The organism is Okeania sp. SIO2C9 (assembly GCF_010672455.1).
GTDB lineage: Bacteria > Cyanobacteriota > Cyanobacteriia > Cyanobacteriales > Microcoleaceae > Okeania.
On the sequence record NZ_JAAHGO010000013.1, the window covers coordinates 41,906 to 66,745 of the forward strand.

Below are 24,840 nucleotides of genomic sequence, written 5' to 3' on the forward strand. Positions count from 1 at the left end.
CGGTTATACAGTTATCGCACTTTCTACTTCCATTAAATACAGACATAAAATGCCTGAATATCCCAAGATTTTTCCCACTCTCATCCTGACTTTCTCACTCCTTTACTCCTGACTCCTGAGGACTGACTCCTGAATGATACGATAACTAATTATCCGGATACTGTATCACTTGATGTCCTAACCTATCTATACTATTACTATAAATATAAATATAATTCACAAAGAAGTTATTCGGTAAAGTTTTATGGTCACGGCAACAGAAGAAGACCTTTTTAACGGTGTAATCGATCTGTTTAGTTTTTTTAGGCCTTCGATTATTGATGAATCAATGCCAGGAGGGGGTAACGATACCAATGGAGGTAGTAATGGCGATGGGAGTGGTAATGGCACAAACACCAATGGAAGTGGGAGTTCTGGAAATCAATTCAATGAAATTCTCGGCACAGAAGAGGATGAAAGTATCAATGGTACAGCAGGAGCAGACCTCATTATGGGAATCGGAGGTCGAGATTCTATAGAAGGTAGAGGCGGAGGAGATAGAATTTTTGGAGAGGGAGATAATGATACTCTGCTCGGAGGAGAGGGTAATGATTCCCTGCTCGGTGGTCAACAACAGGATTCTATTCTAGGCGGTGATGGTAGCGACACATTGTGGGGTGGTAGGAATAATGACTCTCTATTTGGTGAAGAAAATGAAGATATACTCTATGGTAATAAAGGCAATGACTGTCTTTTTGGTGGTTTAGAAGATGATAGCCTCTTGGGAGGTAAAGAAGATGATTCTCTAGATGGAGGTGAAGGTGATGATACTCTAGTCGGCGATCGCGACTCTGATACTTTAACTGGAGGAACAGGAGAAGATTTATTTGCTATTAGTGAAAACACAGGTGGTATCAGTCCATCAAATGCAGATATTATTACAGACTACAATTCTGAAGAAGACGATCAAATTGGATTAATTAATGGTTTGGAGCGTAGTGACATAGAATTTGAGACAACAGTTGTGGGTGGAGAAAACGGTGTAGCTATTAGGTTGAGGGATGATGAAGAAGATTATCTGGCAATAGTGCTGAATGTCGTAGAAGGCGATCTTAACTTAACTATTATCTAAGAGCAAATTTTAACTGAAGTCTGAATGAAGTATATCATTATTTTTGGGGATTATTATCTAGTGCAGGATGGCGGAAATAACTGATGTTTGCTAAAGGACAAAAATATAGACTATCCTAGACAAATATGTACAAAATGTCTAGATATTAAACCACACGAATTTGCAGAAAGATTAGGAGTTAGCGTCAAAACTTTACAGCGTTGGGATAAGTGTGAAAAGTTAAAAACTAAACGCGTATAGGTTAAATCACCGCTACTATACTATAACAAATATTGTTGACATTCCTAGACAGACCATGCTAACTTTGATAAAAGTAATTCAATGTTAGCAATGGGCAAGTCTCACGGTTCCTTGAGAGGCATAGAAGCAAAAATTGAATATCATCCTGTTTTTGAGGAACTGGGAGCATTATATGAATCCTGGAAACGGTCTGCTGTCAACTGGATGCAAACTGAGAAATTGTCAGATTCTGTTGTAGAAAAGCGACTAATGAAGCAGTTTAACATCCAATGGGCATGGGCTGATTCAATCGCCACTGAAGCACGAACATGCTTAAGCCAATTAAAAACAGCTAAAACTAATAATATTACTAAACTAGAACTACAAATTAAAGCTAAAATAACTGCTGCCCAAAAACTCATCACTAAACTAGAAAAAACATTAAAATTAGCAACAAAAAAAGGTTTTCCGCATCTACAAGCCCGAAATAAATTTTTTCATCAATTGCTAGGTTTAAAGAGTAAAATTCAGAAAATAAAGTGCCTGAAACGAAAATTAAAGCAATTAAAAAACACAGAACGTTTACATATTTGTTTTGGCTCACAGAAATTATTTAAGGCTCAACATAATTTAGCAGAAAACGGATATAAAACCCAAGAAGAATGGAGTGTTGATTGGAGAAAAAAACGCTCAGGTAGGTTTTTCTGTGTAGGAAAATCTCAGCCAGGCGGTGGAACTATGCTCAAAGTTTTCCCTTTACAAGAGTATGGGTTATATCAACTAGAAATTCAATTACCGAGAGCATTAGAGGATAAATATGGTCAGAAAATCAAGTTAGAATTTTCTGTTTCAGATAGGAGTGGTCGATATAGAACAACAGATTTAGACTATGCCCTAAATAGTTTAAAACCAATCACAATTTCTATTTTTCGTCGGGAACACAAACAAGACAATTGGTATATACATCTTTCTACTTATGTACAAGAAATTCCAGTAGTTCATACTAGAAAAAATGGTTGTCTTGGTATTGATTTTAATGCCGACTCAATTTCAGTTACTTATGTTAAATGGGATGGTAATATTGAATATCTAGAAGAGCTACCTTATCAATGGAAAAATCAAACTACAGGGCAACGACAAGCAACTATGAGGAATATTGTCGCTGAGATTGTCGCTCTTAGCAGATTTTTTTGAGTGCGCTATTGCCATTGAATCCTTAGATTTTACCAAGAAAAAATCCATTGCTCGGAGCGAGGAAAGTAAAGTTTATAATGAGATGCTTTCTAACCTAGCTACGGGAATATTTAGAGAAACTTTAGAGTCACGTTGTAGAAGATTTGGAGTTGAATTAATAAAAGTCAACCCTGCTTTTACGCTTGGTGATAGGAATGATTAATTACATGGCTAAATATGGCCTGAATAGTGGCACTGCTGCAGCTTTAGTAATTGGCCGTAGAGCCTTAAAATTATCAGAAAAAATCCCCAAATGTTTGTTGAGACCAGAGGATGTCAACAAACATGATTGGAGTCATTGGAGGCGAGTTGCTAGTTTTATTAAACTACATCGTATTCGGAGGACTCAACTTTTTCAATGGAGGAAAGCCCTTGAGGGTATCCTAACCCATAGTTTGTGGGCGGAACATCAACTTTCTGTGTAAGTACACATTGAAACGGGTGAGCCACGAAATCATTTGCAGTCACCGATGGCAAATGTCTAGCTTTGTCTAGTTTTCAAGAAGGTGACCAGTTATACCAATTTTAAAAAAGAATGTTACAAATAATAAGGGCAATTAAAAGACTTGATAGGAGATGTCTACTGGATTGAAAATATAAATTCCGACCTAATAAATGGTATTAAAGCTATTCCCATACGACTCCTGACTCCTGACTCCTGACTCCTAAGAAATAACCTATTTATTTGTAGCCAATATTTATAAAATTGGTATTACAAAATCCGGCGTTGGTAAAGCGCGGGTATGATATTAATCTTAATTACTTAGGAGTCAACCCACCGGTAGCTCCCAGGAGGGGAAGAACCGAGTCATATCAAATCCTGTTAAACAGTTATAGAATGGTTAAGTCAGGAGGAATCAACCCACCCGCGCGCCCCTCCCTGGAGGGGAAGTCAGTCGGACCGATTCAGGAGAAGAGAGAATTGCAAAGATGAGCGTAGTTATGACGATTGGAGATTTTTTTTATGTCCAATAAAACGGATTTGATATCAAAAGGGAAGAAAGAAGAAGAAATAAGGAATAGAAGGAGAAAGTTTTTTGTTTACTGGCGCACAACGCACGTTAACGGGGAGTACGGAACGGAGTTCTATCTCACTCTTATCCGGACATGATATCATAGCTCTTTTCACTAATGCCCAAAATCCTAAAACAATTACAAATCAAAAATGATTGACTTTTAACTTCTGCGTAGCGGAACTAGTATTATATTATGTTCGGATAATTAGTGATCAAAAAACTTTCTCCTTTTCCTCGTCTTCTTTCTTCCCTCCTGACTCCTGACTCCTGACTCCTCCGTCGTTTGATTTATAAGTATTCAACCAGACATGATATCAGACCAAAGAATAACGAAAAATTATGGGTGGAATAACAATATAATGCAAGGCTTTCTCAATCTCAACAAACCATCTGGCATGACTTCCCATGACTGTGTAGCAAAAGTAAGAAAGTTACTACGTCTCAAGCGTGTTGGCCATGGAGGAACTCTCGATCCTACTGCTACTGGTGTCTTACCTATTGCCGTGGGAAAAGCAACTAGATTATTACAGTTTCTACGCTCAGAAAAAGCTTATTGTGGCACAGTCAAATTTGGTGTAATTACGACCACTGATGATTTAGAGGGAGAAATTGTTAAATCTACACTAGCGCCACAGTTAACATTGTCTAATATAGAAGCGGTGCTGCCAAATTTCTTAGGAAAAATTGAACAAGTTCCTCCTAGTTACAGTGCAATACAGGTGGAAGGAAAGCGACTTTATGATTTAGCTCGTCAGGGAAAAACTGTTGAAATTCCTACTCGGGTTGTAGAAGTTTCTAGTTTAGAAGTTCTGGAATGGCGGAGTGGAGATTTTCCTGAGCTGGATTTAGCGATCGCTTGTGGTACTGGAACTTATATTCGGGCGATCGCTCGCGATCTAGGTGCAGTTTTAAATACTGGGGGAACTTTAGCTACTTTAACTCGAACAGAAAGTAGTGGCTTTTGTTTGAAAGATAGTCTGACTTTTGAGGATATGGAAACTCAACTGCAACAAAAAACTTTTAGTCTCTTATCACCGGAGGTAGCATTGGCACATTTACAAACAATAGTTTTAGTTGTTGAGGATGCCAAAAGATGGTGTCAAGGTCAACGTTTACCTTATCAAAAAAAATGGGAAATAGAAGACGAAAAAACTGAAAATCCTTTACGAGTATATAATATTGAAGGTGTCTTTCTGGGTATTGGGCAGTTAATCAAATCCGAGGAAAATTTATTATTAGCACCTCAAGTTGTTATTTGTGAATAAGAAGGAAGAAGGAGGAAGCAAGAAGGAAGAAGGAAAAATCTAGCTTTGTCTGAGTTTTAAGTTTTTAATATGTCCGCACCCTTTCCTTCGACTGCTATATCAATTTTTGGTGGTGGTGCATAGTAATGGTAAAGGAGTGTGGGGGGATGGGGAGATGGGGAGATGGAGAGTGTGGGAGTGTGGGAGAAATTAAAGAATGTGTATCCTACCATTACCATGCAGGACTATCCAATTTTTTTTAAATTAGACCTCTTGCATAATATCATGTCCGCACTTTATCGTTTGTGTAAAACCAAGGATGAATATCTACAGGAAATTTACCTTGTTTCAAGCTTTTAAGCCTTCCTCCCTCTCTCCTAGATAACTAAAACCTTCCTCTCTCTTCACTTCTTCCTTACCTTCACGCTTACAATACCGATGCTACCGGACATGATATAAATCATTTGATTGGACATAAAAAAAATCTCCAATCGTCATAACTACGCTCATCAAAGTGATTCTCTCAGCAGGGAAGAAGAGGAAGTTTTAAAGTGTAGAAAGTTTTTTTTGTCACACTCTTATCCGGACATTATATTAGAAATATCACGAGTTTACCTAACTTATACAATATTGCTAACTTATCTGAATTAAGAAAATTCCCAATTTCAATTTTTCAGATAAAAAGTCTGAAAATATTACTTTTATTGCCCGTCTTTATGTAGACATTACATTGGCGAATGAAATATCTCCAGACCCACATCAATACCACCTAATTATTCAATAATAATTCAAAGGATTGCCTTAAAGATTTAATATCTCCCACTCTTGCCACTAAAAGGTTTTCCTCCCCAGCATCTTTTAAGCGAGAATTCCAATACTGAATACTATCAGCGTTATTCATCCAAAAATTAATCACTGTTTCGACAACTTTATCTACTCTCCAACCACGATTAGTAGAAACATTTTCTACAGATTTTATAAACACATCTAGAGAACATTCATGGTTTCCGAGATATTCTACAGTTAAGTTTTTTTCTACTTGCAGTTTTTGTTGGTGATTAAAAAAATGTAAGATTGGAGAAATACCTAAAAGTTCAAAAGTATACTGCATTTCTGTGTTTCCTCTCTAATTATTTTTGATATTATAACTATATTTGAGATACATTCAAGTTAGCAGTCTTTCAAGGTGAGTGCTAATTTTTTGACCTCTAATTAATTATTAATCAGATGCAAAACCTTGACTTTATTCTTTAATTTGTCCTCAAAATATAATGGCGTATTTTTAGCACTCATTATCAAAGATTGCTAATAGTTTCTCTAGTTAAATTTTGTGGTTTTATCAACTTCTTATTTAGATAATACTAATTTGTCAAACCAGTTTTTGTCAAATTATTTACATTCAAGACAACATTTTCTTTACATAACTTTACATTATCTGATTTTTACTTTTTTTATATCTATATTAGATTGTGTGGAAAATCTCTGAAAATTAGAGAAAAGAAAACACTGATAATAATGTCAGACTTGATTATCTATAATTAATTTAGATTTTTTTACGAATGTAGTAAGATTTTATGACTGTAACGATCAAACAAATATTCCTAATTTAATTCCCAGTTGCTTTATTCCTCAAAAATATTCTCACAGCTTAATTAAATAGAAATGCTATATTAGTAAATTGTGATTTATAAATATTTAGAGTTTTTATATAGATAGCGACACAATTTTTTTACCACCCTGGGCCTTAGATATAATTTTGATTAAGTCCGGTCATATAATTACAACTAAAGAAGTTAGAAAAAAGAAAGCATCTTTGATAGTTACCTGAACCTCAGTCAACTTCTAATAACTAAATTTGAAGATAGAAGTGCCTCAAAGATGTAAGATCGAGATGAGAAAACCTAATTTTGATCAACTACTGTAGTTAACAAAGAGAGGAATTGCTTTGAGTCAGCATCCCAATGGTATACCAGCACACGGTGGCCATCTGATTAATCGGATTGCCACACCAGCAGAACGACAAGAGTTCATGGAAAAAGCTGAAAGCTTACCACAAGTAAAACTAGATAAACGAGCACTTTCAGACTTAGTGATGATAGCTATAGGAGGTTTTAGTCCTCTAAATGGCTTTATGGAAGCGGCAGACTATGAAACTGTAGTTACTGATATGCGTCTTCAAAATGGGCTACCTTGGAGTATACCAGTCACTCTACCAGTCTCAGAAGAAGTAGCAGATTCAATCAAAGAAGGAAGTTGGGTGCGTCTTGATTCTCCCGATGGAGAATTTGTAGGAGTTTTAGAATTAACTCAAAAGTTTCGCTACAATAAAGCCCATGAAGCAATTAATGTTTATCGCACAGATGAAATCAAACATCCAGGAGTAAAAGTTCTCTATGATGCTGGCCCTATTAACTTAGCAGGTCCAGTGTGGTTATTAGAACGTCATCCTCACCCATTATTTCCCAAATATCAAATCGATCCAGCCGAGTCTAGAAAACTATTTCTAGAAAGAGATTGGAAAACAGTAGTAGGTTTCCAAACTCGTAACCCCATCCACCGTGCCCATGAATATATTCAAAAGTGTGCTTTAGAAGTAGTAGATGGTTTATTTCTACATCCTTTAGTAGGTGCGACAAAATCCGATGATATTCCTGCTGATGTCCGGATGCGTTGCTACGAGATTATGTTTGAGAAATACTTTCCTCAAAACCGAGTAATTATGGCCATTAATCCCTCAGCTATGCGTTATGCTGGCCCAAGGGAAGCAATTTTTCATGCTTTAGTGCGGAAAAACTATGGTTGTACCCATTTCATCGTTGGTCGAGATCATGCCGGGGTAGGAGATTATTACGGTACTTATGATGCTCAATATATCTTTGATGAGTTTGAACCCGGAGAGTTAGATATTGTGCCAATGAAGTTTGAACACGCTTTCTACTGTACTCGTACTAAAGGTATGGCCACAAGTAAAACAAGTCCAAGCTTGCCAGAAGAACGAATTCATCTATCAGGAACAAAAGTACGAGAAATGTTACGTCGGGGTGAGTTACCACCACCAGAATTTTCACGACCAGAGGTGGCAAAAGAGTTGGCTAAGGCAATGAAAGCATCTAGCTGATATTAGCAGAAATTTTTCTGGTACACTCCTTAATGATGAGGCATAATTGTACCAGAATTTGGAGGTGGGTTGAAAAAGCTATACAAAAAGTAAGCTTTTCAACCGCCCCTTAGAATTGGGGTAAATACAGAAGGAGAAAATTTATCTAAAGTTAATCAAACTTACTCATAACTATAGCTATCAAACTAAAATGAGTGAGTTTGTTCAGTTGTCTATCCATTGAGTCGTTATCAGCTACAATATAAGATATGAAGCTAGTTGAACGTCATGTTATTACCAAATCGCATTATTTGTGGTTAGAAATTGACCACAAGGCTTTTTTGTCGAAAAATCTGTTCAATTTAGCCAATTACCATTATCGCCAACATTTCTTTTCCTATCAAAAGAAATTAAATTTTAATCAACATCTGTACAAGGTATCTAAAAGCGACGATTATCAAGCTTTACCTACCAAAGTAAGTAAGCAAATAATCAGGAGATTAGATTCAGCTTGGAGTAGTTATTTTTCAGCTTTAAGAGAGTGGAAAAAACAGCCAAATAAATTTTTAGGTAAACCAAAAGTCCCCAAATACAAACATAAGATAAAAGGCCGAAATATTCTGCCCTATATAGATGAATCAATTTATCAAAAAGCCTTAAAAAAAGGGATTTGTCACTGATCGATGAGTGAAATAAAAATCCCCACTTCACAGACAGAAAGAATAGAAGCCAGAATTATCCCCAAAAGTAGCTGTTACATAATAGAAATAGTATATGAAAAAGCGGAGGAAACAACAGAAAATCAACAAATAGCAGGAGTAGATTTAGGGGTAAATAACTTAATAGCTCTAACTACAAATCAAACAGGAATTGCACCTCTATTGATTAAAGGCAGACCATTAAAAGCAATTAATACCTTTTATAATAAACAGCGCTCTTGTTTACAATATCAATTAAATAGCCACAATAAAAGTAGTTCTCATCGGTAAAAAAAATTAACTCACAAACGAAATTGTCGAGGAGGAAACTATCTCCATACAGCAAGTAAAAGAGTAATAGATTGGTGTGTAAACCATGAAATAGGCATCTTAATCATTGGGCAGAATCAAAATTGGAAACAAGAAATAAAGTTAGGGAAAAAGAACAATCAACAATTTGTGAATATCCCTCATTATAAGTTAATAGAGATGTTAACGTATAAAGCCCAACTAAGAGGAATAAAAGTAATAATTACCGAAGAATCCTATACATCTCAATCGAGCTGTTTAGATGGGGATGATTTACCGAAATATGGAGAACAAAAACCGAAATTTAGTGGAAAAAGAGTAACAAGAGGACTGTATAAAACCAGGGAAAATAAATTATTAAATGCAGATGTCAATGGGTCATTGAATATAATTAAAAAAGTAATTCCTGATGTCTTGGACTAAGGAATAAAGGGTTTGCCGTTTAACCCCGTGGTGGTCGAGCCACTTGCGTTCAACTAAGGTTTCAGGCTTTTGATTAAGTTTAAGTAAGTTTAGTTGAGCGGTCAAGTTATCTATATTAAATTTACATTAACTTGATGGCTGGTTAAGAGCTGACCTGAAAGATGTAGTAAACTAAACTCGCAAGTGTTTAAAGTTGGCTACGATCACCCCTATCGGTTAACTGCAGAATGCTTCAATTATGTAAAAAACTAATAATGTTGTTATAAAAAGTCCTGATTGACTCAGTTCAGGTGAGGAGTTTAAGGAAAAAGCATGGGATTAAAGCGGCGTGAATTTCTGCAAAGGGCTAGCTTGGCCCTAGGAGCATTGGGAATAAGTGAAGCATGGTGGTGGCGACTCCAAAGTCGTTATTCAACTGCCTTAGCTCAAACTACTGGACGTAAATTAGCACTTCTCATAGGTATTAACGAATATCCGGATGCAGCTCTATCTGGGTGTGTTACAGATGTGGAGATGCAACAGGAATTGCTAGTTCATAAGTTTGGTTTTTTACCTACTGATATTCTCACTCTCACAAATAAACAAGCAACTAGAGAAAATATAGAAACAGCTTTTATTAGTCATCTAACTAATCAAGCTAAACCCGACGATCTAGTTCTCTTTCACTTTAGTGGTTATGGTAGTCGTGTCAGCAAAATGATAGATGAAAGTGAACAAAATGAGTCCAGTTCCTCAAAATTAACGTTTCAAAACACTCTAGTGCCAATAGATGGTATACCTCCTAACAAAGAAGGTAGAGCAATAAATGACGTACTAGAAGAAACTCTATGGTTATTAGCGCGATCGCTTGATACGACAAAAGTAGTGACGGTACTAGACACTAGCTATGTATATCCTGGTAAAAGTTTGCAAGGTGCTCTAAGAGTTCGTTCTCGACCTAGTTCGACCACGGAACAAATTAATATCAAAGAGAAAGCAATGCAAACACAGCTACGGGATGATCAAAATTTGGCAAAAGGACAGCCAATTAATCAAAACCAACTACCAGCACTGATCCTTAATGCTAGTCGAGATAACCAATTTGCTACCGAAACTGACTGGAATGGTTTTAGCTCGGGTTTATTCACTTATGCTCTTACCCAAAATTTATGGCATACAACCCCTGCAACCAAACTACAAATTAGTTTTGCACAAAGCACTAGCTTCGTCGAACAACTAGCTGGAACTTATCAGCAACCGGAACTCAAAGAAGGAACAAAACAAAGTATAGCTCAATTTACGCCAGAAGCTACTATAACTCCAGCTACGCGTTATCAAAATCTCTTGACCCCCCTATCACCCCCTGCTAGTGGTGTAGTCACTTCAGTAGAAGATAACGGCAAAATAGCAAGCCTTTGGTTAGGAGGATTGCCAATTAATGTTCTTGATGCAATTACATCTAATTCCCTATTTACAACTGTACCTTCTTCAAATTTAAACTCAAACAACTACCAATTTAAATTACAAATTCGCAGTCGGACTGGTTTAAAAGCTAAAGCTTCTATAATTATTGAAACTAATACCTCACAAAAGTTATCAGAGCAGGAAAAACAGCAGTTTGAAAATGGAGAAAATGCAAACAGCAAAACACAAAAATCTTCTCCTAATTCTCAACTTTTGGCTGGAGAAATGGTGCGAGAAAAAATTCGCATTTTGCCAAAATCTAATGAATTGAGTATTGCTCTGGCTCCAGAACTGTCAAGAATTGAGCGGGTAGATGCTACTAGTGGATTCTCCGCAGAATCACAAGTTACAGTAGTAAATAATACCCAAGCAGCAGATTATGTATTTAGTCGAGTACGGGAAACAACTATTGCTCAAAGTCTCTCTGCTCCTCTACCTTCAATGTACCAAGGTCGTTATGCTTTATTTTCTCTAGGTCAGGTGCTTATACCCAATAGTGTAGGAGAAGGAGGAGAAGGAGGAGAAGCAGTAAAAGTAGCAGTACAAAGGTTAAGTTCCCAATTAAAAACTTTACTGGCAGCTAAAATACTACGCTTAACGAGCAATGAAGCTTCGACTCAAATGAAAGTCAGAGCTGATTTCGCTACTATTACTCCAGAAGCAAAGATAGTTATGCGTAGGGAAACTTTAGGGGTAAGTAATGAGGCGAAATTTCAAACAAACATAGAAGGTGTAGGTAGTTTTGGAGTTTCTGATGGATTACTCACATTACCAGTTGGTAGTCGAATTCAATGTCGATTATATAATGACGGCGATCGCCCAGTCTATTTAATGTTGTTCAGTTTAGACAGTAGTGGGCGTATTCTTGTTCTCGATCCCACTGTATCTAATCAACCTCTCAATAATAACGAGTCTTCACAAACCGGGTTAGTTATTTCTCCAGAAGATAGTGTAAATATGCCTCCTGTGGTTAGTAATTCTCCCAAAGATACAGAATCTTTCGGGTGGAAGTTAATCGGTCCTGAAGGATTGGCAGAAAACCTAATTATCTTTAGCCATCAACCATTCAAGGAAACAATAGCAGCTCTTAATGGAGAGGTACGTCAAGCTAGAGACGATGGACTAATTCAAGAAGTATTAAATCCTTTGAATGTAGCACAAGCAGTATTACGAGACTTACAAAGTGCTAGTCAATCAGCTGTTAAATCAAGTGGGTTATCAACTGATGATTATGCTCTAGATATTAATCGTTGGGCAACTCTGAGCTTTTTGTATAGGATCGTTTGAAAAAAATACTTTTGATCGGACAATTTCAGACATAGGGGCTTGAGTAGCCTCTTTTTTTTATCTGTTTTTTCACTCTCGCAGCACACATATAGCAATGAGCGCTGGTATATTTACAAATTGCAGGAGGGGCAAAATAGCTAAAAGTCTTATAGAACCCATTTGAGATCTATATAATTATGGTAGCCAAGTCTTTTCGCCCATCAATGAGTGAGGAAAAATCTGAAAAGGAGTGTTGAATTTTTTGTATTATTTCTCCCCACATCTTCCCTCTTCCCTCTTCCCTCTTCCCTCTTCCCTCTTCCCTCCTGTCTCCTGTCTCCAGTATAGCTGTCTCCTAGCTAGAAAAATTTAATATTTATGAAGATACGCTTAGGGGTTCTATATTATTCCAACGGAGATGCTGCGCAAACAGCAATTTATTTCCCCTGTTGCCTGTTGCCAGATGAGCTGTTGCCTGCGCACAGCGCTATAGTGTGATACCAATTTGATAAGTGTTTGTTGCAAATCCAGTCAGAAAGAAGGAAGACACAAGAAAATTTTTAAGAAGGAAAAGTAGATATTTCTCAAGTTTTTACACCAACAGACATAATATTAATCAGTGATCGCTGATTGTATTCCGGTCTCTCACGGCCAGTTTTACTGGCAATTTTCCAGACTATTTAACATATATTGGCATGAATGTCAAAATAAATTTTGTCGTATTAACACTCTTGATCGACTTCTGTAAAATTAGCTATACTGACAAAGAATAAAATTTTAAGGAAATAATTGAATGGTTGCAACACCCGTCCAAATTAAACACGAAGTTAAAGACCAGTCCCTCGCTCCTCTAGGAAAGCAAAGAATTGAGTGGGCAGGCAGAGAGATGCCTGTTCTACGCCAAATTCAAGAACGCTTCGCCAAAGAAAAGCCATTAAGCGGAATTAAATTAGCAGCTTGCTGTCATGTGACAACCGAAACTGCTCATTTAGCGATCGCTCTGAAAAATGCTGGTGCTGATGCTGTATTAATTGCGAGTAACCCTTTGTCTACTCAAGATGATGTAGCTGCTAGTCTCGTAGTAGATCATGGTATTTCTGTATATGCTATGAAAGGAGAGGATGAAGAAACTTATCTGCGTCACGTTGAAATTGCTTTAGACCATAGACCTAACATTATTATTGATGATGGTAGCGACGTAGTAGCAACCATGGTCAAAAATAGACAAGATCAACTTTCTGACCTCATTGGTACTACAGAAGAAACTACTACAGGTATTGTTCGTCTAAGAGCAATGTTTAATGATGGGGTATTGACTTTCCCTGCTATGAATGTTAACGATGCGGACACTAAACACTTCTTTGATAACCGTTACGGTACAGGTCAATCTACTTTAGATGGTATCATTCGTGCTACTAATATTTTATTAGCTGGTAAAAATACTGTAGTTGTAGGCTATGGTTGGTGCGGTAAAGGTGCAGCTCTCCGTGCTAGAGGTCTAGGTGCAAATGTAATTGTAACTGAAATCGATCCAGTTCGCGCTATTGAAGCAGTAATGGATGGTTTCCGCGTTATGCCAATGGAAGAAGCTGCTCCTCTAGGGGATCTATTCATCACTGTTACTGGTAATAAACACGTTATCCGTGGCGAACATTTCGATGCGATGAAAGATGGAGCGATCGTTTGCAACTCCGGTCACTTTGATATTGAAATTGACCTAGAAACTTTGGGTAAAAATGCTACTGATATCAAGACAGTTAGACCTTTTACTCAACAGTACACACTCAAGAATGGTAAGTCTGTAATTGTATTGGGTGAAGGTCGTTTAATTAACTTAGCTGCTGCTGAAGGTCATCCTAGTGCAGTTATGGATATGAGTTTTGCTAACCAGGCATTAGCTTGTGAATATTTAGTTACAAATAAAGGTAAATTAGAACCAGGTTTACACTCTATTCCTGTAGAAGTTGATCAGGAAATTGCTCGTTTGAAATTACAAGCAATGGGTATTGGTATTGATACTTTGACTCCAGAACAAATTGAGTATATGAATTCCTGGACTGTTGGTACCTAATAGGAAGTAGCACTCAGCTATCAGCTATCAGCTTCTCAAGGTATATAATGGGGGTTTTAATCCCCCAATCAAGCCTCATTAAACTAGCGATAATAAATCAGCTACCTTAGTTATAATTAAAGCTCGTAGTAGGGCTAAAGCCTTATATATCTTAGGGTTGAACCCCCTACTACAAAAAATAACTTTTTTATCACTTATCCTACTTTTATATTATTCAAAATTTATATTCTTTAAGATTAATCCGTGGCTAAATTATCTGTAGAATTACAACAGTATTTTTTTGACGAAAAATGTGCTTCTAAAGTGACTTTAGGAGATATTATTGGTTTAGCAGGAGAGAGAATTTTTGGCTTTTTATTCGTGATTTTGTCTCTGCCTTCTGCTTTGCCTGTACCTGCTCCTGGTTACTCTATTCCATTTGGAATTTTATTACTTTTATTAGCACTTCAATTAATAATTGGTTCAACAACTCCCTGGTTACCTAAAAGTTGGTTAAATCATTCAATTTCTCTGGATAAAGTACAAGGAATTTTGAAAAAAGCTATTCCCTGGTTACAGAAAATTGAGTTGATATCTCGTCCTCGGTTGAGTTATATTTGCACGAGTTTTATAGGTAGAATTATTATTGGTTGCGCGATCGCTCTGATGGCTATTTCGATGATGATTCCAATTCCGGGTACTAATACTTTACCAGCGATCGGGATTTTTGTTACTGGTTTTGGTTTGTTGGATGATGATGGTTTTATTAGTTTGGGTGGGTTGGTTGTTTGTCTAATGGGAGCGACTTTAAGTGGTCTAATTCTGCGTTTTGGTTATGAGGGTGTCAAGGGTGGAATTGAATTGATTAAAAATTCTCTTACTGGAAGTTAGGTTCAACAATTAATAATTAATAATTAATAATTAATAATTATTACCTCTCCTTTCAAGGATAGGCTTTAAACCTTAATTATTCGGTAAAGTCAAAAGTAAAAATTCAAAAGTTAAAAGTAAAAAATTAAAAGTTAAATTTATCTATCTTTCCTAAATTTGGCGTTGCATAAATGCGCTTGGGATTTTAATAGTCTTGTCTTGTTGAATGGGCATCTTGCCCGTTCCTATGTCCGTTCCTATACAAGCCTAATATATTTGTTAATAACCAATATTTCTATTGATAACTGATAACTCAAAAAAGGCGATCGCTCCAATTAATATTTGCCATAAAAAAAATTCAGCAAAGGGTTGATTTAAAATTTATTTGTGGTACTATTTGTATAGTGGAGAAGGTGCGCTCATATATACTCTATGTCCAGTAGCTCAATTATCGCTTCATAACATCCCCTGCTGAAAAAAAAAGACGATATAGATAATTTAGTCATCTTTTAGATGACTTAAGCTATTAGCCAAGGATTGAAATCCTTGGTTTGGTTGATTACTTTTGAGAAAATTTGGGATAATCCCGAAGATGATAATGCTGATAACTGATAACTGATAACTGAAAAGGAGCAATTATGAATTTAGTTTGTGAACTTCCTATGGGAATTTCTGAAAATGAGGCTAAGTTATTCTTAGCAATAAAATTGTATGAAATTAATAAAATTTATTTAGGAAAAGCAGCAAAATTAGCAGGATATTCTAAGTCAGCTTTTATAGAAGTTTTGGGACAATATAAAATCCCTATTTTTAATTATTCTCCTGAAGAATTGCGGGAAGAGATAAGTAAATGACTGATTTAATTATTGCTGATAGTACCTGCTTAATCGGGTTAGAAAGAATTGTTCAAGAATTTAGAATTTAGAATTTAGAATTTAGAATTACCTCTCCTTGAAAAGAAGAGGATTGATTCAAAGGACAATTTTTATTTATTATCCCCTTAAAAGGGGGGGCTTTAAACCACAATTTTTCGGTAAAATAGATTTATTACCACAGATGTTTTCTCAGGTGATAATTCCACCAGAGGTTCAAAAAGAGTTTGGTATTTATTTTTCTTGGTTGATTGTTAAAAGTACCCAAAATATAGGGATGGTTAATTCTTTAAAGTTAGTGGTTGATGATGGAGAAGCAGAGGCTATTACTTTAGCTTATTAGTTAGGTTATCGTTTAATTGTTGATGATAAACAAGCAAGAAATACAGCGAAAAGATTAGGGATTAAAATAATAGAAACAGTAGGAGTTTTAGTGAATGCTAAACAGTTAGGATTACCTTACCATGCTTCTAAAATAGAAGCATTAGAAAGTAATGGTTTTTATTTAAGTCAATCTCTGAAAACAGAAGCATTAATTTTAGTGGACGAAAGTTAATCTGGCAAAACCGATAACTGAAAAAAGGCGATCGCTCCGATGAATATTTGCCAGAAAAAAAATTTCAGCAAAGGGTTGATTTAAAATTTATTTGTGGTACTATTTGTATAGTGGGAAAGGTGCGCTCATATATACTCTATGTCCAGTAGCCCAATTATCGCTCCATAACTTCTCTTGTTGAAAAAAAAAGACGATATAGATAATTTAGTCATCTAAAGTTTGGTTTTTCGTTAAAGTTCATTCTGGTTTTTGTTGATTAATATAATCCCGCAAAACTTGATTGATAATAGTTTTATAGTTCGGACCTTGATGTTTAAACCAGTTGGTAATATCTGGATCTAATTTAATCAAAACTGTTTCTTGAGGTATCGGTTCAACTCTTCTAGCTTTTTGCCAAAATTGTTCATCAAGTTCGGGAATGTCTGAGGTGTCAATCTCAGAGTCATTTATATTTTGCAATTCTTTAAGTCGTTCGGGTGAGATAGTCATTTCAGTTATCAGTTATCAGTTATCAGTGTTTCAAATCTGGAGTTTATTATTTTCGTCCCGTTAAAAGAGTAGGCATAAGACCTGATTTTTTGAATATAATAAATTCTCCGTTGAATATTTGCTATAAAAAATTAATTGCCTCTTGTAATATTACGCTGTTAACAAGAAGAGATATAAATTAATGGTACACACAAATATTTACACTGAGTCGGAAAAAATACTAATTGCCAAAATTCGGAGTTTGCCTCCGGATAAAGTTGCCGAAACAATAGATTTTGTGGATTTTTTATCTCAGCGAGAGCAAGAGCAAAGTTTGGTTTACTCTACTACTAAACTATCTGAAACAGCTTTTGAGAAAATTTGGGATAATCCCCAAGATGATGATCATGACTATTTATAAATAAGGAGAGGTAATTATTAATTATTAATTATTAATTATTAATTGTTGAAAGGGTTTGGTCTATTTTTGCGAGTGGGAATTTCTAGTACATAATCTGCTTGAGTACACAAACTGCGTAACTCCCCGAAGGTATCAGCGAAGGAAGGTTTTTGATGTTGTTTTTGCCATGCTAAAAACTCCTGAAATGTTTGAGCATCGATAATAGCCGCTACAAGTTTTTCTTGTTCATAAATCATTTGTGGTTTTTGGGTTGGTTATTTCAGGCCTGATAAATTTTGTTGTGCTTCGTGTATTTCCCAATTCAATTTTTACCTCCTATATTGTTGATATTTTGATTGATAATTTAATGTTATTTATACAGGACTTACGCAAAGACACTATGTATAGAGTCCAGTAACTATTGTCCAATAGTTACAAGTACTATATATAGCGTATCTGCGTAAGTCCTATTATATTAACATTGAACTCTAGAAATATTTTTATCTGGAAAAATGCCCAAAAAGGTTAGAGAATTAAAACAAATCTTGCAAAAAGCAGGATTTTCACTCTTATCAAGAAAATTTCTCCTAAATTCAGAATTATAAATTATAAATTCTAAATTAATCTCTGGAGATGTCTAATGAAATATAGTATTTTAGTTCAATGGTCTGAACAGGATAAAACCTATATTGCTAGTTTGCCTGAATGGGGAAAGTATGCTCAAACTCATGGTGAATCTTATGAGGAAGCACTGGAAAATGCGAAGGAAGTTTTGGCAGATTTAGTTTACGCTTATGAAGAAATGGGAAAACCTCTACCACAGCTACAGAATTTATAAACAATATAATTTGTATGGAGAGCTATATAGAAGTCAAAAGTCAGAAGTTAGAAGTTAAATTTTTGCTGTGACTAATTTTAATTGTGGGATATTTATATCGAACCCTCAATATATTTGATTCAACAGAAGTTAGGTAAGGAAATATTGGTTGACCTATTTTTGAGGAAGGTTTAAATTTAGCGTACGCCTGCCTTGAAGTCAGAAGTCACAAGTCAAAAGTCAGAAGTTAGAAGTTAAATTTTTGCTGTGACTCATTTTAATTGTGGGATATTTATATCGAACCCTCAATATATTTGATTCAACAGAAGTTAGGTAAGGAAATATTGGTTGACCTATTTTTGAGGAAGGTTTAAATTTAGCGTACGCCTGCCTTGAAGTCAGAAGTCACAAGTCAAAAGTCAGAAGTTAGAAGTTAAATTTTTGCTGTGACTCATTTTAATTGTGGGATATTTATATCGAACGCTCTATATATTTGATTCAACAGAAGTTAGGTCAGGAAATATTGGTTGACCTATTTTTGAGGAAGGTTTAAATTTAGCGTACGCCTGCCTTGAAGTCAGAAGTCAGAAGTTAGAAGTCAAAAGTTAGAAGTTAAATTTTTGCTGTGACCAATCAATTTGAATTGTGGGATATTTATATTGAACGCTCGATATATTTGATTCAACAGAAGTTAGGTCAGGAAATATTGGTTGACCTATTTTTGAGGAAGGTTTAAATTTAGCGTACGCCTGCCTTGAAGTCAGAAGTCAGAAGTTAGAAGTCAAAAGTTAGAAGTTAAATTTTTGCTGTGACCAATCAATTTGAATTGTGGGATATTTATATCGAACGCTCTATATATTTGATTCAACAGAAGTGAGGTAAGGAAATATTGGTTGACCTATTTTTGAGGAAGGTTTAAATTTAGCGTACGCCAGCCTTGAAGTCAAAAGTCACAAGTCAAAAGTCAGAAGTTAGAAGTTAAATTTTTGCTGTGACTAATTTTAATTGTGGGATATTTATATCCAACCCTCGATATATTTGATTCAACAGAGGTGAGGTAAGGAAATATTGGTTGACCTATTTTTGAGGAAGGTTTAAATTTAGCGTACGCCAGCCTTGAAGTCAGAAGTCAAAAGTCAGAAGTCAGAAGTTAGAAGTTAAATTTTTGCTGTGACTAATTTGAATTGTGGGATATTTATATCGAACGCTCGATATATTTGATTCAACTTTGGGAGAAAAACTGATAACTGATAACTGAAATGGCATCCTGCTTTTTTGTCTCTGGGAAAAACTCTTGACGACTGTGCTAAAAACTATAGGGGGTTTTGCAGAAACTACAAACCCCGACCAAAACTGGAAAAGGGCAGTCGGTGGGGTAGTAGATTTTTGCCGAAGGTGGTGAAAAGGAAGGGAAAAATAAAATTTCTCCTGGGCAAATGCGACTTCCCTGGGCAGAGTGGGAAGCTCCCTCAACTGAAGTGGTGGAGGTGGCAAGGCAGTTTGTCTTGGCAAATTGTTATGACCCGGAAGTGGCAATGCAATTTTTTGATGATATGTCTGATATAAATTGATTATCAAAAACTAAAACTACTGTCTGATAAAATTTTCCCGCCACGCGAAGTGTCAGGTATCAAAATCCTCAAACTTAGTAAAATCGTCCAATTTGCTTCCTCAAACTTTTTTCTCTTGACGGCTGAAACCCTTAGATGTTACAGTCCACAAGTCTCTGCGCTAGAGAAGAGAGAGCATCCCCCGGCACACGTCGCAACGGGAGGTACTCCCCCTCGGAGGAGTCTGTATACGACCCCTCCACAACCACATTTACTTCCTCTGCCGAACGAACGTACACCGTATACTTACCCATCTCTAAGGCTATCCTTCCCCCCACTCCGCAGCTTTTTGTACCATCTAAATACTGATAAATTTGCTTCATAATAGAAAAGCCAAACTTACCATTACTATATTTTACCCAAAGTTGGTCTATTTTACGGAGGTCTTCACAAGGAAAATTTTCTATATCTTCAACCCTCAGAAAGTCACCCTCTTCCCTTCCCACAGTTTGTAACATTACTCGCCAGGTTTCTCCATCAGCTTCTTTCCACTGTTGATTTTTTAAATAATCTTCGAGTTGTCTACAGCGCACATCTAGAATATAAGAAATCAAGTCTGAGTCAACTTGCCGAGGATATTCCCTGAAGCAGTTATAAGCAAGATCCCCCGCTTCTTGAGTGTCACCCTCCAATAATTTATAAACAAACTGGCTAAAATGAGCAGGCTTTAATTGTGCTGTATAAAGAATAATAGTTTCCCGCCACCAAGATTTATCCCAGTTTTCCTTCAACAAATATTCCTGCTCTTTTTCCTTAATTTCAACCGCAGCTAAATATCCCTGAAAACTCAAATGAGCAAATTCATAATATCGGTCAACCTTAACCAATAATTCACTCACCTCTTCAATTTTCTGCAAAAAATCTTTCGGAGCGATCGCCTCACCCAAATTACTAATATAAGTATTCAATTGTGGCAGAAGCTCTTTTTTATTAATCTGAGGTTGATTAGATTGAAGCATATACAGAGCTAACTCTTGTAAAATCTTTTGGCCATCCTCACGGTCTAGCAACATATCAATTTTTTTCACCATAGGGCGATCGCCAAGCTGCATCCGGCATATTTCCGCATACAAATCTATTCTACGTTTAGGTAATTTTTCACCAGAATAATAACTGTGTAATTTGACAATAATATTAAGCAATAGAGGATTTTTGGATAGATCGCTCAATTCTGGACTCTCTTGTAACTGAACAACTAAATTACTTGCTTGTCGATCTGCTTCCTGCTTTACTGACGGGTTATTCGGTGCCGCACTCTTATGACGTTCTATACTCAAATACCAACTCCGAATAAATCTTTCTTGTTGCGATTCACTCAGAGGTTTAACAAATAGAGAATTAAGTTTGCTATCTCTTGCATACTTGCGATATCCACTAGGCCGAGAAGTTATAATAAAAAAACATGAGTCATAATCTTTGATAGCTTTTTTTATCCACTCCATCACCTCATCTCGCCACTCCTCCTTCACCTCATCAAGTCCATCCAGCATCACCAGCATTTTACCTGCCTGGAGTTGATTTTTCACCCACTTGGGCGGTAACTTCAGAGTTTTTCGTTTTGGCAAATTAGGGATGTGAAACTTTTCAATTAAAGAAGGTAAATCTATTCGTTGACCATCAGCAGTTGCCATAATTTTGCTTTGGCACTGTCGCAAATAAAGTAAAACAGGAATTAAATCCGGGGCATTCCCAATATTTCTAGTTTTGCTCGTGTAACTATAGGTAATGTGCCGTAGTAGAGTTGTTTTTCCGTAGCCTCCCCATGCTTGAATTACTAAATGACGGTATCCAGGGTTTCTTTTCCCTTTGCTAAGAATATCCCAAATTTTCAAGCCTTCATCTCTTTCAAGCCTTTTAATAATCTCCTAATCCCATTGGAACCCAGGAAGTCCTGGTAAATCTTCACCTTCAGCTCCTCGAATAAAATCACCACTCAAACCTAACGGTACGAAAACATCTTTGAGTAATGGTTTGAAGGTTTTGGCCACACCTTCAGTTGTATAATGGAGACAATCATTTTTCTGATATTGCAAATATTGATTTTTTGTCCCAGCTAGCTGCCAACGCATAGTTTCATCCAGCTTGTTCAGGAATGTCATTAGAGACTTAGCATCATCTTTTCCTCGTTCCTGATAAACCGCTCCCAGTTGTGTGAGAAAACCTTCAGTGTACCTTGCCCAAACAACAGTAGCGATAGTCACAGGGAAAGTAATTAAAGCTTGAAGCCATTCTTGGTTGAGCAAAAAGGAGAATAGTAAACCACCACTTCCCCCCAATGGCACCCACTGGATAAAAGCCTGGGTTGTACCAGATACAAATTTTTGAGCAATTTTGCGTTCTGCTTCTACAGAAGGAGTTTGTGATTGAGAAGGTTCCTGAGTGTCTTTTTGTTTCTCGTCGTCAGACATTCTGATTTTTATTCTTTATATCTACATCTATATATCTGCAACTTCATAATTGATTATGCGTTTTCCTGAACCAGAAAAGTCATTGCCCTAAAAAAAAAGCCACTATTTTCCCATAATACTTATCTACTTTGAAAATAAAACAACTTTTTCTAGTTGTCAAGGAGCGATCGCTCAATTGCTGTATTTTTTGATTATCCGTGTTCTGGAAATTTCCAAATATACTCTTTTTATTCTTGACCCTAGATTCTGATTTTTCCTCACCCTAAAAAAAGAGCCACTATTTTCCCATAATACTTATCTACTTTGAAAATAAAACAACTTTTTCTAGTTGTCAAGGAGTGATCGCTCAATTGCTGTAATTTTTGATTATCCGTGTTCTGGAAATTTCCAAATATACTCTTTTTATTCTTGACCCTAGATTCTAATTTTTCCTCGCCCTAAAAAAAGAGCCACTATTTTCCCATAATACTTATCTACTTTGAAAATAAAATAACTTTTTCTAGTTGTCAAGTAGCGATCACTTTTTCAGTTATCAGTTATCAGTTATCAGTACTAATTTAATGAGACTTGATACGAATCCTAAAATTATAGACAAAATTGAAAAGGTCATTGCTCTAAAAAAAGAGCCACTATTTTCCCATAATACTTATCTACTATGAAAATAAAACAATTTTTTCTAGTTGTCAAGCAGCGATCGCCCCAAATTAGTCTTCAAACAAAATGAAAATTCTTCCTCACTTCTGACTTGTGAGTTCTAACTTCTGACTTCATTTCCTGCCTGTCCCTGCCAAGGATTGAAAATATCAGGAACGGGCAAGATGCCCCCAAACACAAAACTATTAAAATCATTTTGAAAATAAAACAACTTTTTCTGGCTGTTGCTTGCTAACACCAAAAAATATAGACTATCCTAGACAAACACCTACAAAATGTCTAGGATATTACGCAATGGCAAATAGGTAGAAAAATTAGGAACCAGACACGAAACTTAAGTTCATGTCAAAGTTATAGCAAATATTATTTACACAAAAAGGCAAGCTCTGCTAACCTTGAGTAAAGTGATTCAATGTGAGTAATGGCCAAATCTCACGGTTCCTTAATAGGGATAGAAGCCAAAATTGAATATCATCCCGTATTTGAGGAACTCGGAGCATTATATGAATCCTGGAAACGCTCTGCTGTCAACTGGATTCAAACTGAGAAATTGTCAGAATCAGAAGTAGAAAAGCGTCTAATGAAGCGGTTTAACATCCAATGGGCATGGGCTGATTCAATTGCCACTGAAGCCACTCAATGCTTAAGCCAATTAAAAACAGCTAAGAATAACAATATCACTAAATTAGAGTTACAAATTCAAGCTAAAACAACTGCTGCCAAAAAACTTATCACTAAACTAGAAAAAACTTTAAAATTAGCAACAAAAAAAGGTTTTCCCCATCTACAAGCCCGAAATAAATTTTTTCATCAATTGCTAGGCTTAAAGAGTAAAATTCAGAAAATAAAGTGCCTGAAACGAAAATTAAAGAAGTTAAAAAACACAGAACGTTTACATATTTGTTTTGGCTCAAAGAGATTATTTAATGCTCAACATAATTTAGCAGAAAATGGATATAAAACCCAAGAAGAATGGGGTGTAGATTGGATAAAAAAGCGTTCAGGCAGATGTTTATGTGTAGGAAAATCTCAGCCAGGGGGTGGAACTATGCTCAAAGTTTTCCCGTTACAACAAGAGGAAGGCTTGTATCAACTACAAGTTCAACTACCTAGACCATTACAAGACAAATATGGTCAGAAAATACAGTTAGAATTTTCTGTTTCAGATAGGGATGGTAGATATAGAGCAACAGATTTAGATTATGCCATCAATAGTTTAAAACCAATCACAATTCAAATTTTTCGCAGGGAGCATAAACAGGATAATTGGTATGTACATCTTTCAACTTATGTACCAGAAATACCAGTAGTTCATACAAGAAAAAATGGTTGTCTAGGTATTGATTTTAATGCAGAATCAATTTCAGTTGCTTATGTTAAATGGGATGGAAATATTGAATATTTAGAAGAAATCCCGTATAAATGGAAAAATCAAACTACAGGGCAGCGACAAGCATCCATGAGAAATATTGTTTCTCAAATTGTCAAATTAGCAGAATTTTTTGAATGTGCTATTGCCATTGAATCTCTAAACTTTAGTAAGAAAAAGTCCAAGATGAGTGAGGAAAGTAAAGTTTACAATGAAATGCTTTCTAACTTATCTACAGCAATATTTAGAGAAGCTATATTATCACGTTGTAGAAGATTTGGAGTGGAATTAATTAAAGTTAATCCAGCTTTTACCAGTGTGATTGGAATGATTAATTACATGGCTAAATACGGTCTAAATAGTGGCACTGCTGCAGCTTTAGTGATTGGCCGTAGAGCCTTAAAATTATCAGAAAAAATCCCACAGTGTTTGTTGAGACCAGAGGATGTCAACAAACATGATTGGAGTCATTGGAGGCGAGTTGCTAGTTTTATTAAACTACATCGTATCCAGAGGACTCAACTTTTTCAATGGAGGAAAGCCCTTGAGGGAATCCTAACCCATAGTTTGTGGGCGGAACATCAACTTTCACAGCAAGTACACATTGAAACGGGTGAGTAATCAAATCATTTGCACTCACCGATGGCAAATGTCTAGCTTTGTCTAGTTTTCAAGAAGGTGTCAAGGAGCGATCGCTTAAAATTAAT

General features: G+C 36.0%; 24 protein-coding genes and 1 pseudogene. 20 read left to right on the forward strand and 5 right to left on the reverse strand.

Annotated elements, in window-relative coordinates; all coding sequences use genetic code 11:
- The first annotated feature begins 244 nt into the window (after nucleotides 1-244).
- The 6 genes from F6K23_RS14040 to F6K23_RS14065 all read left to right on the forward strand — a co-directional run bounded on the left by F6K23_RS14040 (nucleotide 245) and on the right by F6K23_RS14065 (nucleotide 5,183).
- Complete coding sequence (locus F6K23_RS14040; protein WP_293156258.1) at nucleotides 245-1,111, forward strand: calcium-binding protein; 867 nt, start codon at nucleotides 245-247, stop codon at nucleotides 1,109-1,111.
- An 87-nt stretch (nucleotides 1,112-1,198) separates the two neighbouring features.
- Nucleotides 1,199-1,351 (forward strand): hypothetical protein, encoded by a 153-nt coding sequence (locus tag F6K23_RS14045; RefSeq protein ID WP_293156261.1) that lies wholly within the window; start codon nucleotides 1,199-1,201, stop codon nucleotides 1,349-1,351.
- 81 nt (nucleotides 1,352-1,432) lie between these two features.
- Nucleotides 1,433-2,524, forward strand: coding sequence for a hypothetical protein (locus tag F6K23_RS14050; protein ID WP_293156264.1), 1,092 nt, complete (start codon nucleotides 1,433-1,435; stop codon nucleotides 2,522-2,524).
- Nucleotides 2,525-2,718: 194 nt separating this feature from the next.
- Nucleotides 2,719-2,988 (forward strand): hypothetical protein, encoded by a 270-nt coding sequence (locus F6K23_RS14055; RefSeq protein ID WP_293156267.1) that lies wholly within the window; start codon nucleotides 2,719-2,721, stop codon nucleotides 2,986-2,988.
- Between the two features lie 950 nt (nucleotides 2,989-3,938).
- The gene (gene truB / locus F6K23_RS14060; RefSeq protein WP_293156270.1) at nucleotides 3,939-4,844 is read left to right on the forward strand and encodes a tRNA pseudouridine(55) synthase TruB; all 906 of its coding nucleotides are present in this window, start codon (nucleotides 3,939-3,941) and stop codon (nucleotides 4,842-4,844) included.
- Between the two features lie 138 nt (nucleotides 4,845-4,982).
- Nucleotides 4,983-5,183 (forward strand): hypothetical protein, encoded by a 201-nt coding sequence (locus F6K23_RS14065; protein ID WP_293156273.1) that lies wholly within the window; start codon nucleotides 4,983-4,985, stop codon nucleotides 5,181-5,183.
- Nucleotides 5,184-5,592: 409 nt separating this feature from the next.
- On the opposite strand, the gene F6K23_RS14070 is transcribed toward F6K23_RS14065, so the two are convergent.
- The gene (locus tag F6K23_RS14070; RefSeq protein ID WP_293156275.1) at nucleotides 5,593-5,934 is read right to left on the reverse strand and encodes a hypothetical protein; all 342 of its coding nucleotides are present in this window, start codon (nucleotides 5,932-5,934) and stop codon (nucleotides 5,593-5,595) included.
- Between the two features lie 834 nt (nucleotides 5,935-6,768).
- Here F6K23_RS14070 and sat point away from each other — a divergent pair.
- From sat to F6K23_RS14120, 10 genes and pseudogenes are all read left to right on the forward strand, one after another.
- A complete protein-coding gene (gene sat, locus F6K23_RS14075) occupies nucleotides 6,769-7,941 on the forward strand; it encodes a sulfate adenylyltransferase (RefSeq protein ID WP_293156278.1) in 1,173 nt (390 codons plus the stop codon).
- 248 nt (nucleotides 7,942-8,189) lie between these two features.
- Nucleotides 8,190-8,600: a transposase gene (locus tag F6K23_RS14080; protein WP_293156281.1), complete on the forward strand. Its 411-nt coding sequence runs from the start codon at nucleotides 8,190-8,192 to the stop codon at nucleotides 8,598-8,600.
- 3 nt (nucleotides 8,601-8,603) lie between these two features.
- The gene (locus F6K23_RS14085) at nucleotides 8,604-8,909 is read left to right on the forward strand and encodes a transposase (protein ID WP_293156284.1); all 306 of its coding nucleotides are present in this window, start codon (nucleotides 8,604-8,606) and stop codon (nucleotides 8,907-8,909) included.
- A 51-nt stretch (nucleotides 8,910-8,960) separates the two neighbouring features.
- Nucleotides 8,961-9,350: pseudogene (locus F6K23_RS14090) on the forward strand (IS200/IS605 family accessory protein TnpB-related protein); the annotation flags it as partial.
- Between the two features lie 312 nt (nucleotides 9,351-9,662).
- Nucleotides 9,663-12,080 carry a caspase family protein gene (locus F6K23_RS14095; protein ID WP_293156287.1) on the forward strand — a complete coding sequence of 806 codons (2,418 nt, stop codon included), beginning with the start codon at nucleotides 9,663-9,665 and terminating at the stop codon, nucleotides 12,078-12,080.
- A 772-nt stretch (nucleotides 12,081-12,852) separates the two neighbouring features.
- The gene (gene ahcY, locus F6K23_RS14100; RefSeq protein WP_293156290.1) at nucleotides 12,853-14,130 is read left to right on the forward strand and encodes an adenosylhomocysteinase; all 1,278 of its coding nucleotides are present in this window, start codon (nucleotides 12,853-12,855) and stop codon (nucleotides 14,128-14,130) included.
- Between the two features lie 243 nt (nucleotides 14,131-14,373).
- Nucleotides 14,374-15,000, forward strand: coding sequence for an exopolysaccharide biosynthesis protein (locus F6K23_RS14105; protein ID WP_293156293.1), 627 nt, complete (start codon nucleotides 14,374-14,376; stop codon nucleotides 14,998-15,000).
- A 617-nt stretch (nucleotides 15,001-15,617) separates the two neighbouring features.
- Complete coding sequence (locus tag F6K23_RS14110) at nucleotides 15,618-15,833, forward strand: UPF0175 family protein (RefSeq protein WP_293156296.1); 216 nt, start codon at nucleotides 15,618-15,620, stop codon at nucleotides 15,831-15,833.
- Between the two features lie 112 nt (nucleotides 15,834-15,945).
- Nucleotides 15,946-16,194, forward strand: coding sequence for a hypothetical protein (locus F6K23_RS14115; protein ID WP_293156299.1), 249 nt, complete (start codon nucleotides 15,946-15,948; stop codon nucleotides 16,192-16,194).
- Between the two features lie 90 nt (nucleotides 16,195-16,284).
- Complete coding sequence (locus F6K23_RS14120) at nucleotides 16,285-16,407, forward strand: hypothetical protein (protein ID WP_293156301.1); 123 nt, start codon at nucleotides 16,285-16,287, stop codon at nucleotides 16,405-16,407.
- A 237-nt stretch (nucleotides 16,408-16,644) separates the two neighbouring features.
- On the opposite strand, the gene F6K23_RS14125 is transcribed toward F6K23_RS14120, so the two are convergent.
- A complete protein-coding gene (locus F6K23_RS14125) occupies nucleotides 16,645-16,896 on the reverse strand; it encodes a BrnA antitoxin family protein (protein ID WP_293156304.1) in 252 nt (83 codons plus the stop codon).
- Nucleotides 16,897-17,077: 181 nt separating this feature from the next.
- On the opposite strand from F6K23_RS14125, the gene F6K23_RS14130 reads away from it, so the two are divergent.
- Nucleotides 17,078-17,296, forward strand: a complete 219-nt coding sequence (locus tag F6K23_RS14130) for a toxin-antitoxin system, antitoxin component, Xre family protein (RefSeq protein WP_293156307.1) — start codon at nucleotides 17,078-17,080, stop codon at nucleotides 17,294-17,296.
- Nucleotides 17,297-17,334: 38 nt separating this feature from the next.
- Here the strand turns inward: F6K23_RS14130 and F6K23_RS14135 are convergent, their stop codons facing one another.
- Nucleotides 17,335-17,532 (reverse strand): hypothetical protein, encoded by a 198-nt coding sequence (locus F6K23_RS14135; protein ID WP_293156310.1) that lies wholly within the window; start codon nucleotides 17,530-17,532, stop codon nucleotides 17,335-17,337.
- Nucleotides 17,533-17,915: 383 nt separating this feature from the next.
- Between F6K23_RS14135 and F6K23_RS14140 the strand changes: the two genes are divergently transcribed.
- Both F6K23_RS14140 and F6K23_RS14145 read left to right on the forward strand, forming a co-directional pair.
- Complete coding sequence (locus F6K23_RS14140; protein WP_293156313.1) at nucleotides 17,916-18,113, forward strand: type II toxin-antitoxin system HicB family antitoxin; 198 nt, start codon at nucleotides 17,916-17,918, stop codon at nucleotides 18,111-18,113.
- A gap of 1,415 nt (nucleotides 18,114-19,528) precedes the next feature.
- Nucleotides 19,529-19,663 carry a hypothetical protein gene (locus F6K23_RS14145; protein WP_293156316.1) on the forward strand — a complete coding sequence of 45 codons (135 nt, stop codon included), beginning with the start codon at nucleotides 19,529-19,531 and terminating at the stop codon, nucleotides 19,661-19,663.
- A gap of 131 nt (nucleotides 19,664-19,794) precedes the next feature.
- Here F6K23_RS14145 and F6K23_RS14150 read toward each other — a convergent pair whose 3' ends face one another.
- Entirely contained in the window at nucleotides 19,795-21,534 is a 1,740-nt protein-coding gene (locus tag F6K23_RS14150; RefSeq protein WP_293156319.1) for a GUN4 domain-containing protein, read from the reverse strand.
- A 33-nt stretch (nucleotides 21,535-21,567) separates the two neighbouring features.
- On the reverse strand, nucleotides 21,568-22,110 hold the full coding sequence (locus F6K23_RS14155) for a hypothetical protein (RefSeq protein ID WP_293156322.1): 543 nt from the start codon (nucleotides 22,108-22,110) through the stop codon (nucleotides 21,568-21,570).
- 1,075 nt (nucleotides 22,111-23,185) lie between these two features.
- Between F6K23_RS14155 and F6K23_RS14160 the strand changes: the two genes are divergently transcribed.
- Nucleotides 23,186-24,754, forward strand: a complete 1,569-nt coding sequence (locus tag F6K23_RS14160) for an IS200/IS605 family accessory protein TnpB-related protein (protein WP_293156325.1) — start codon at nucleotides 23,186-23,188, stop codon at nucleotides 24,752-24,754.
- Nucleotides 24,755-24,840 lie beyond the last annotated feature (86 nt).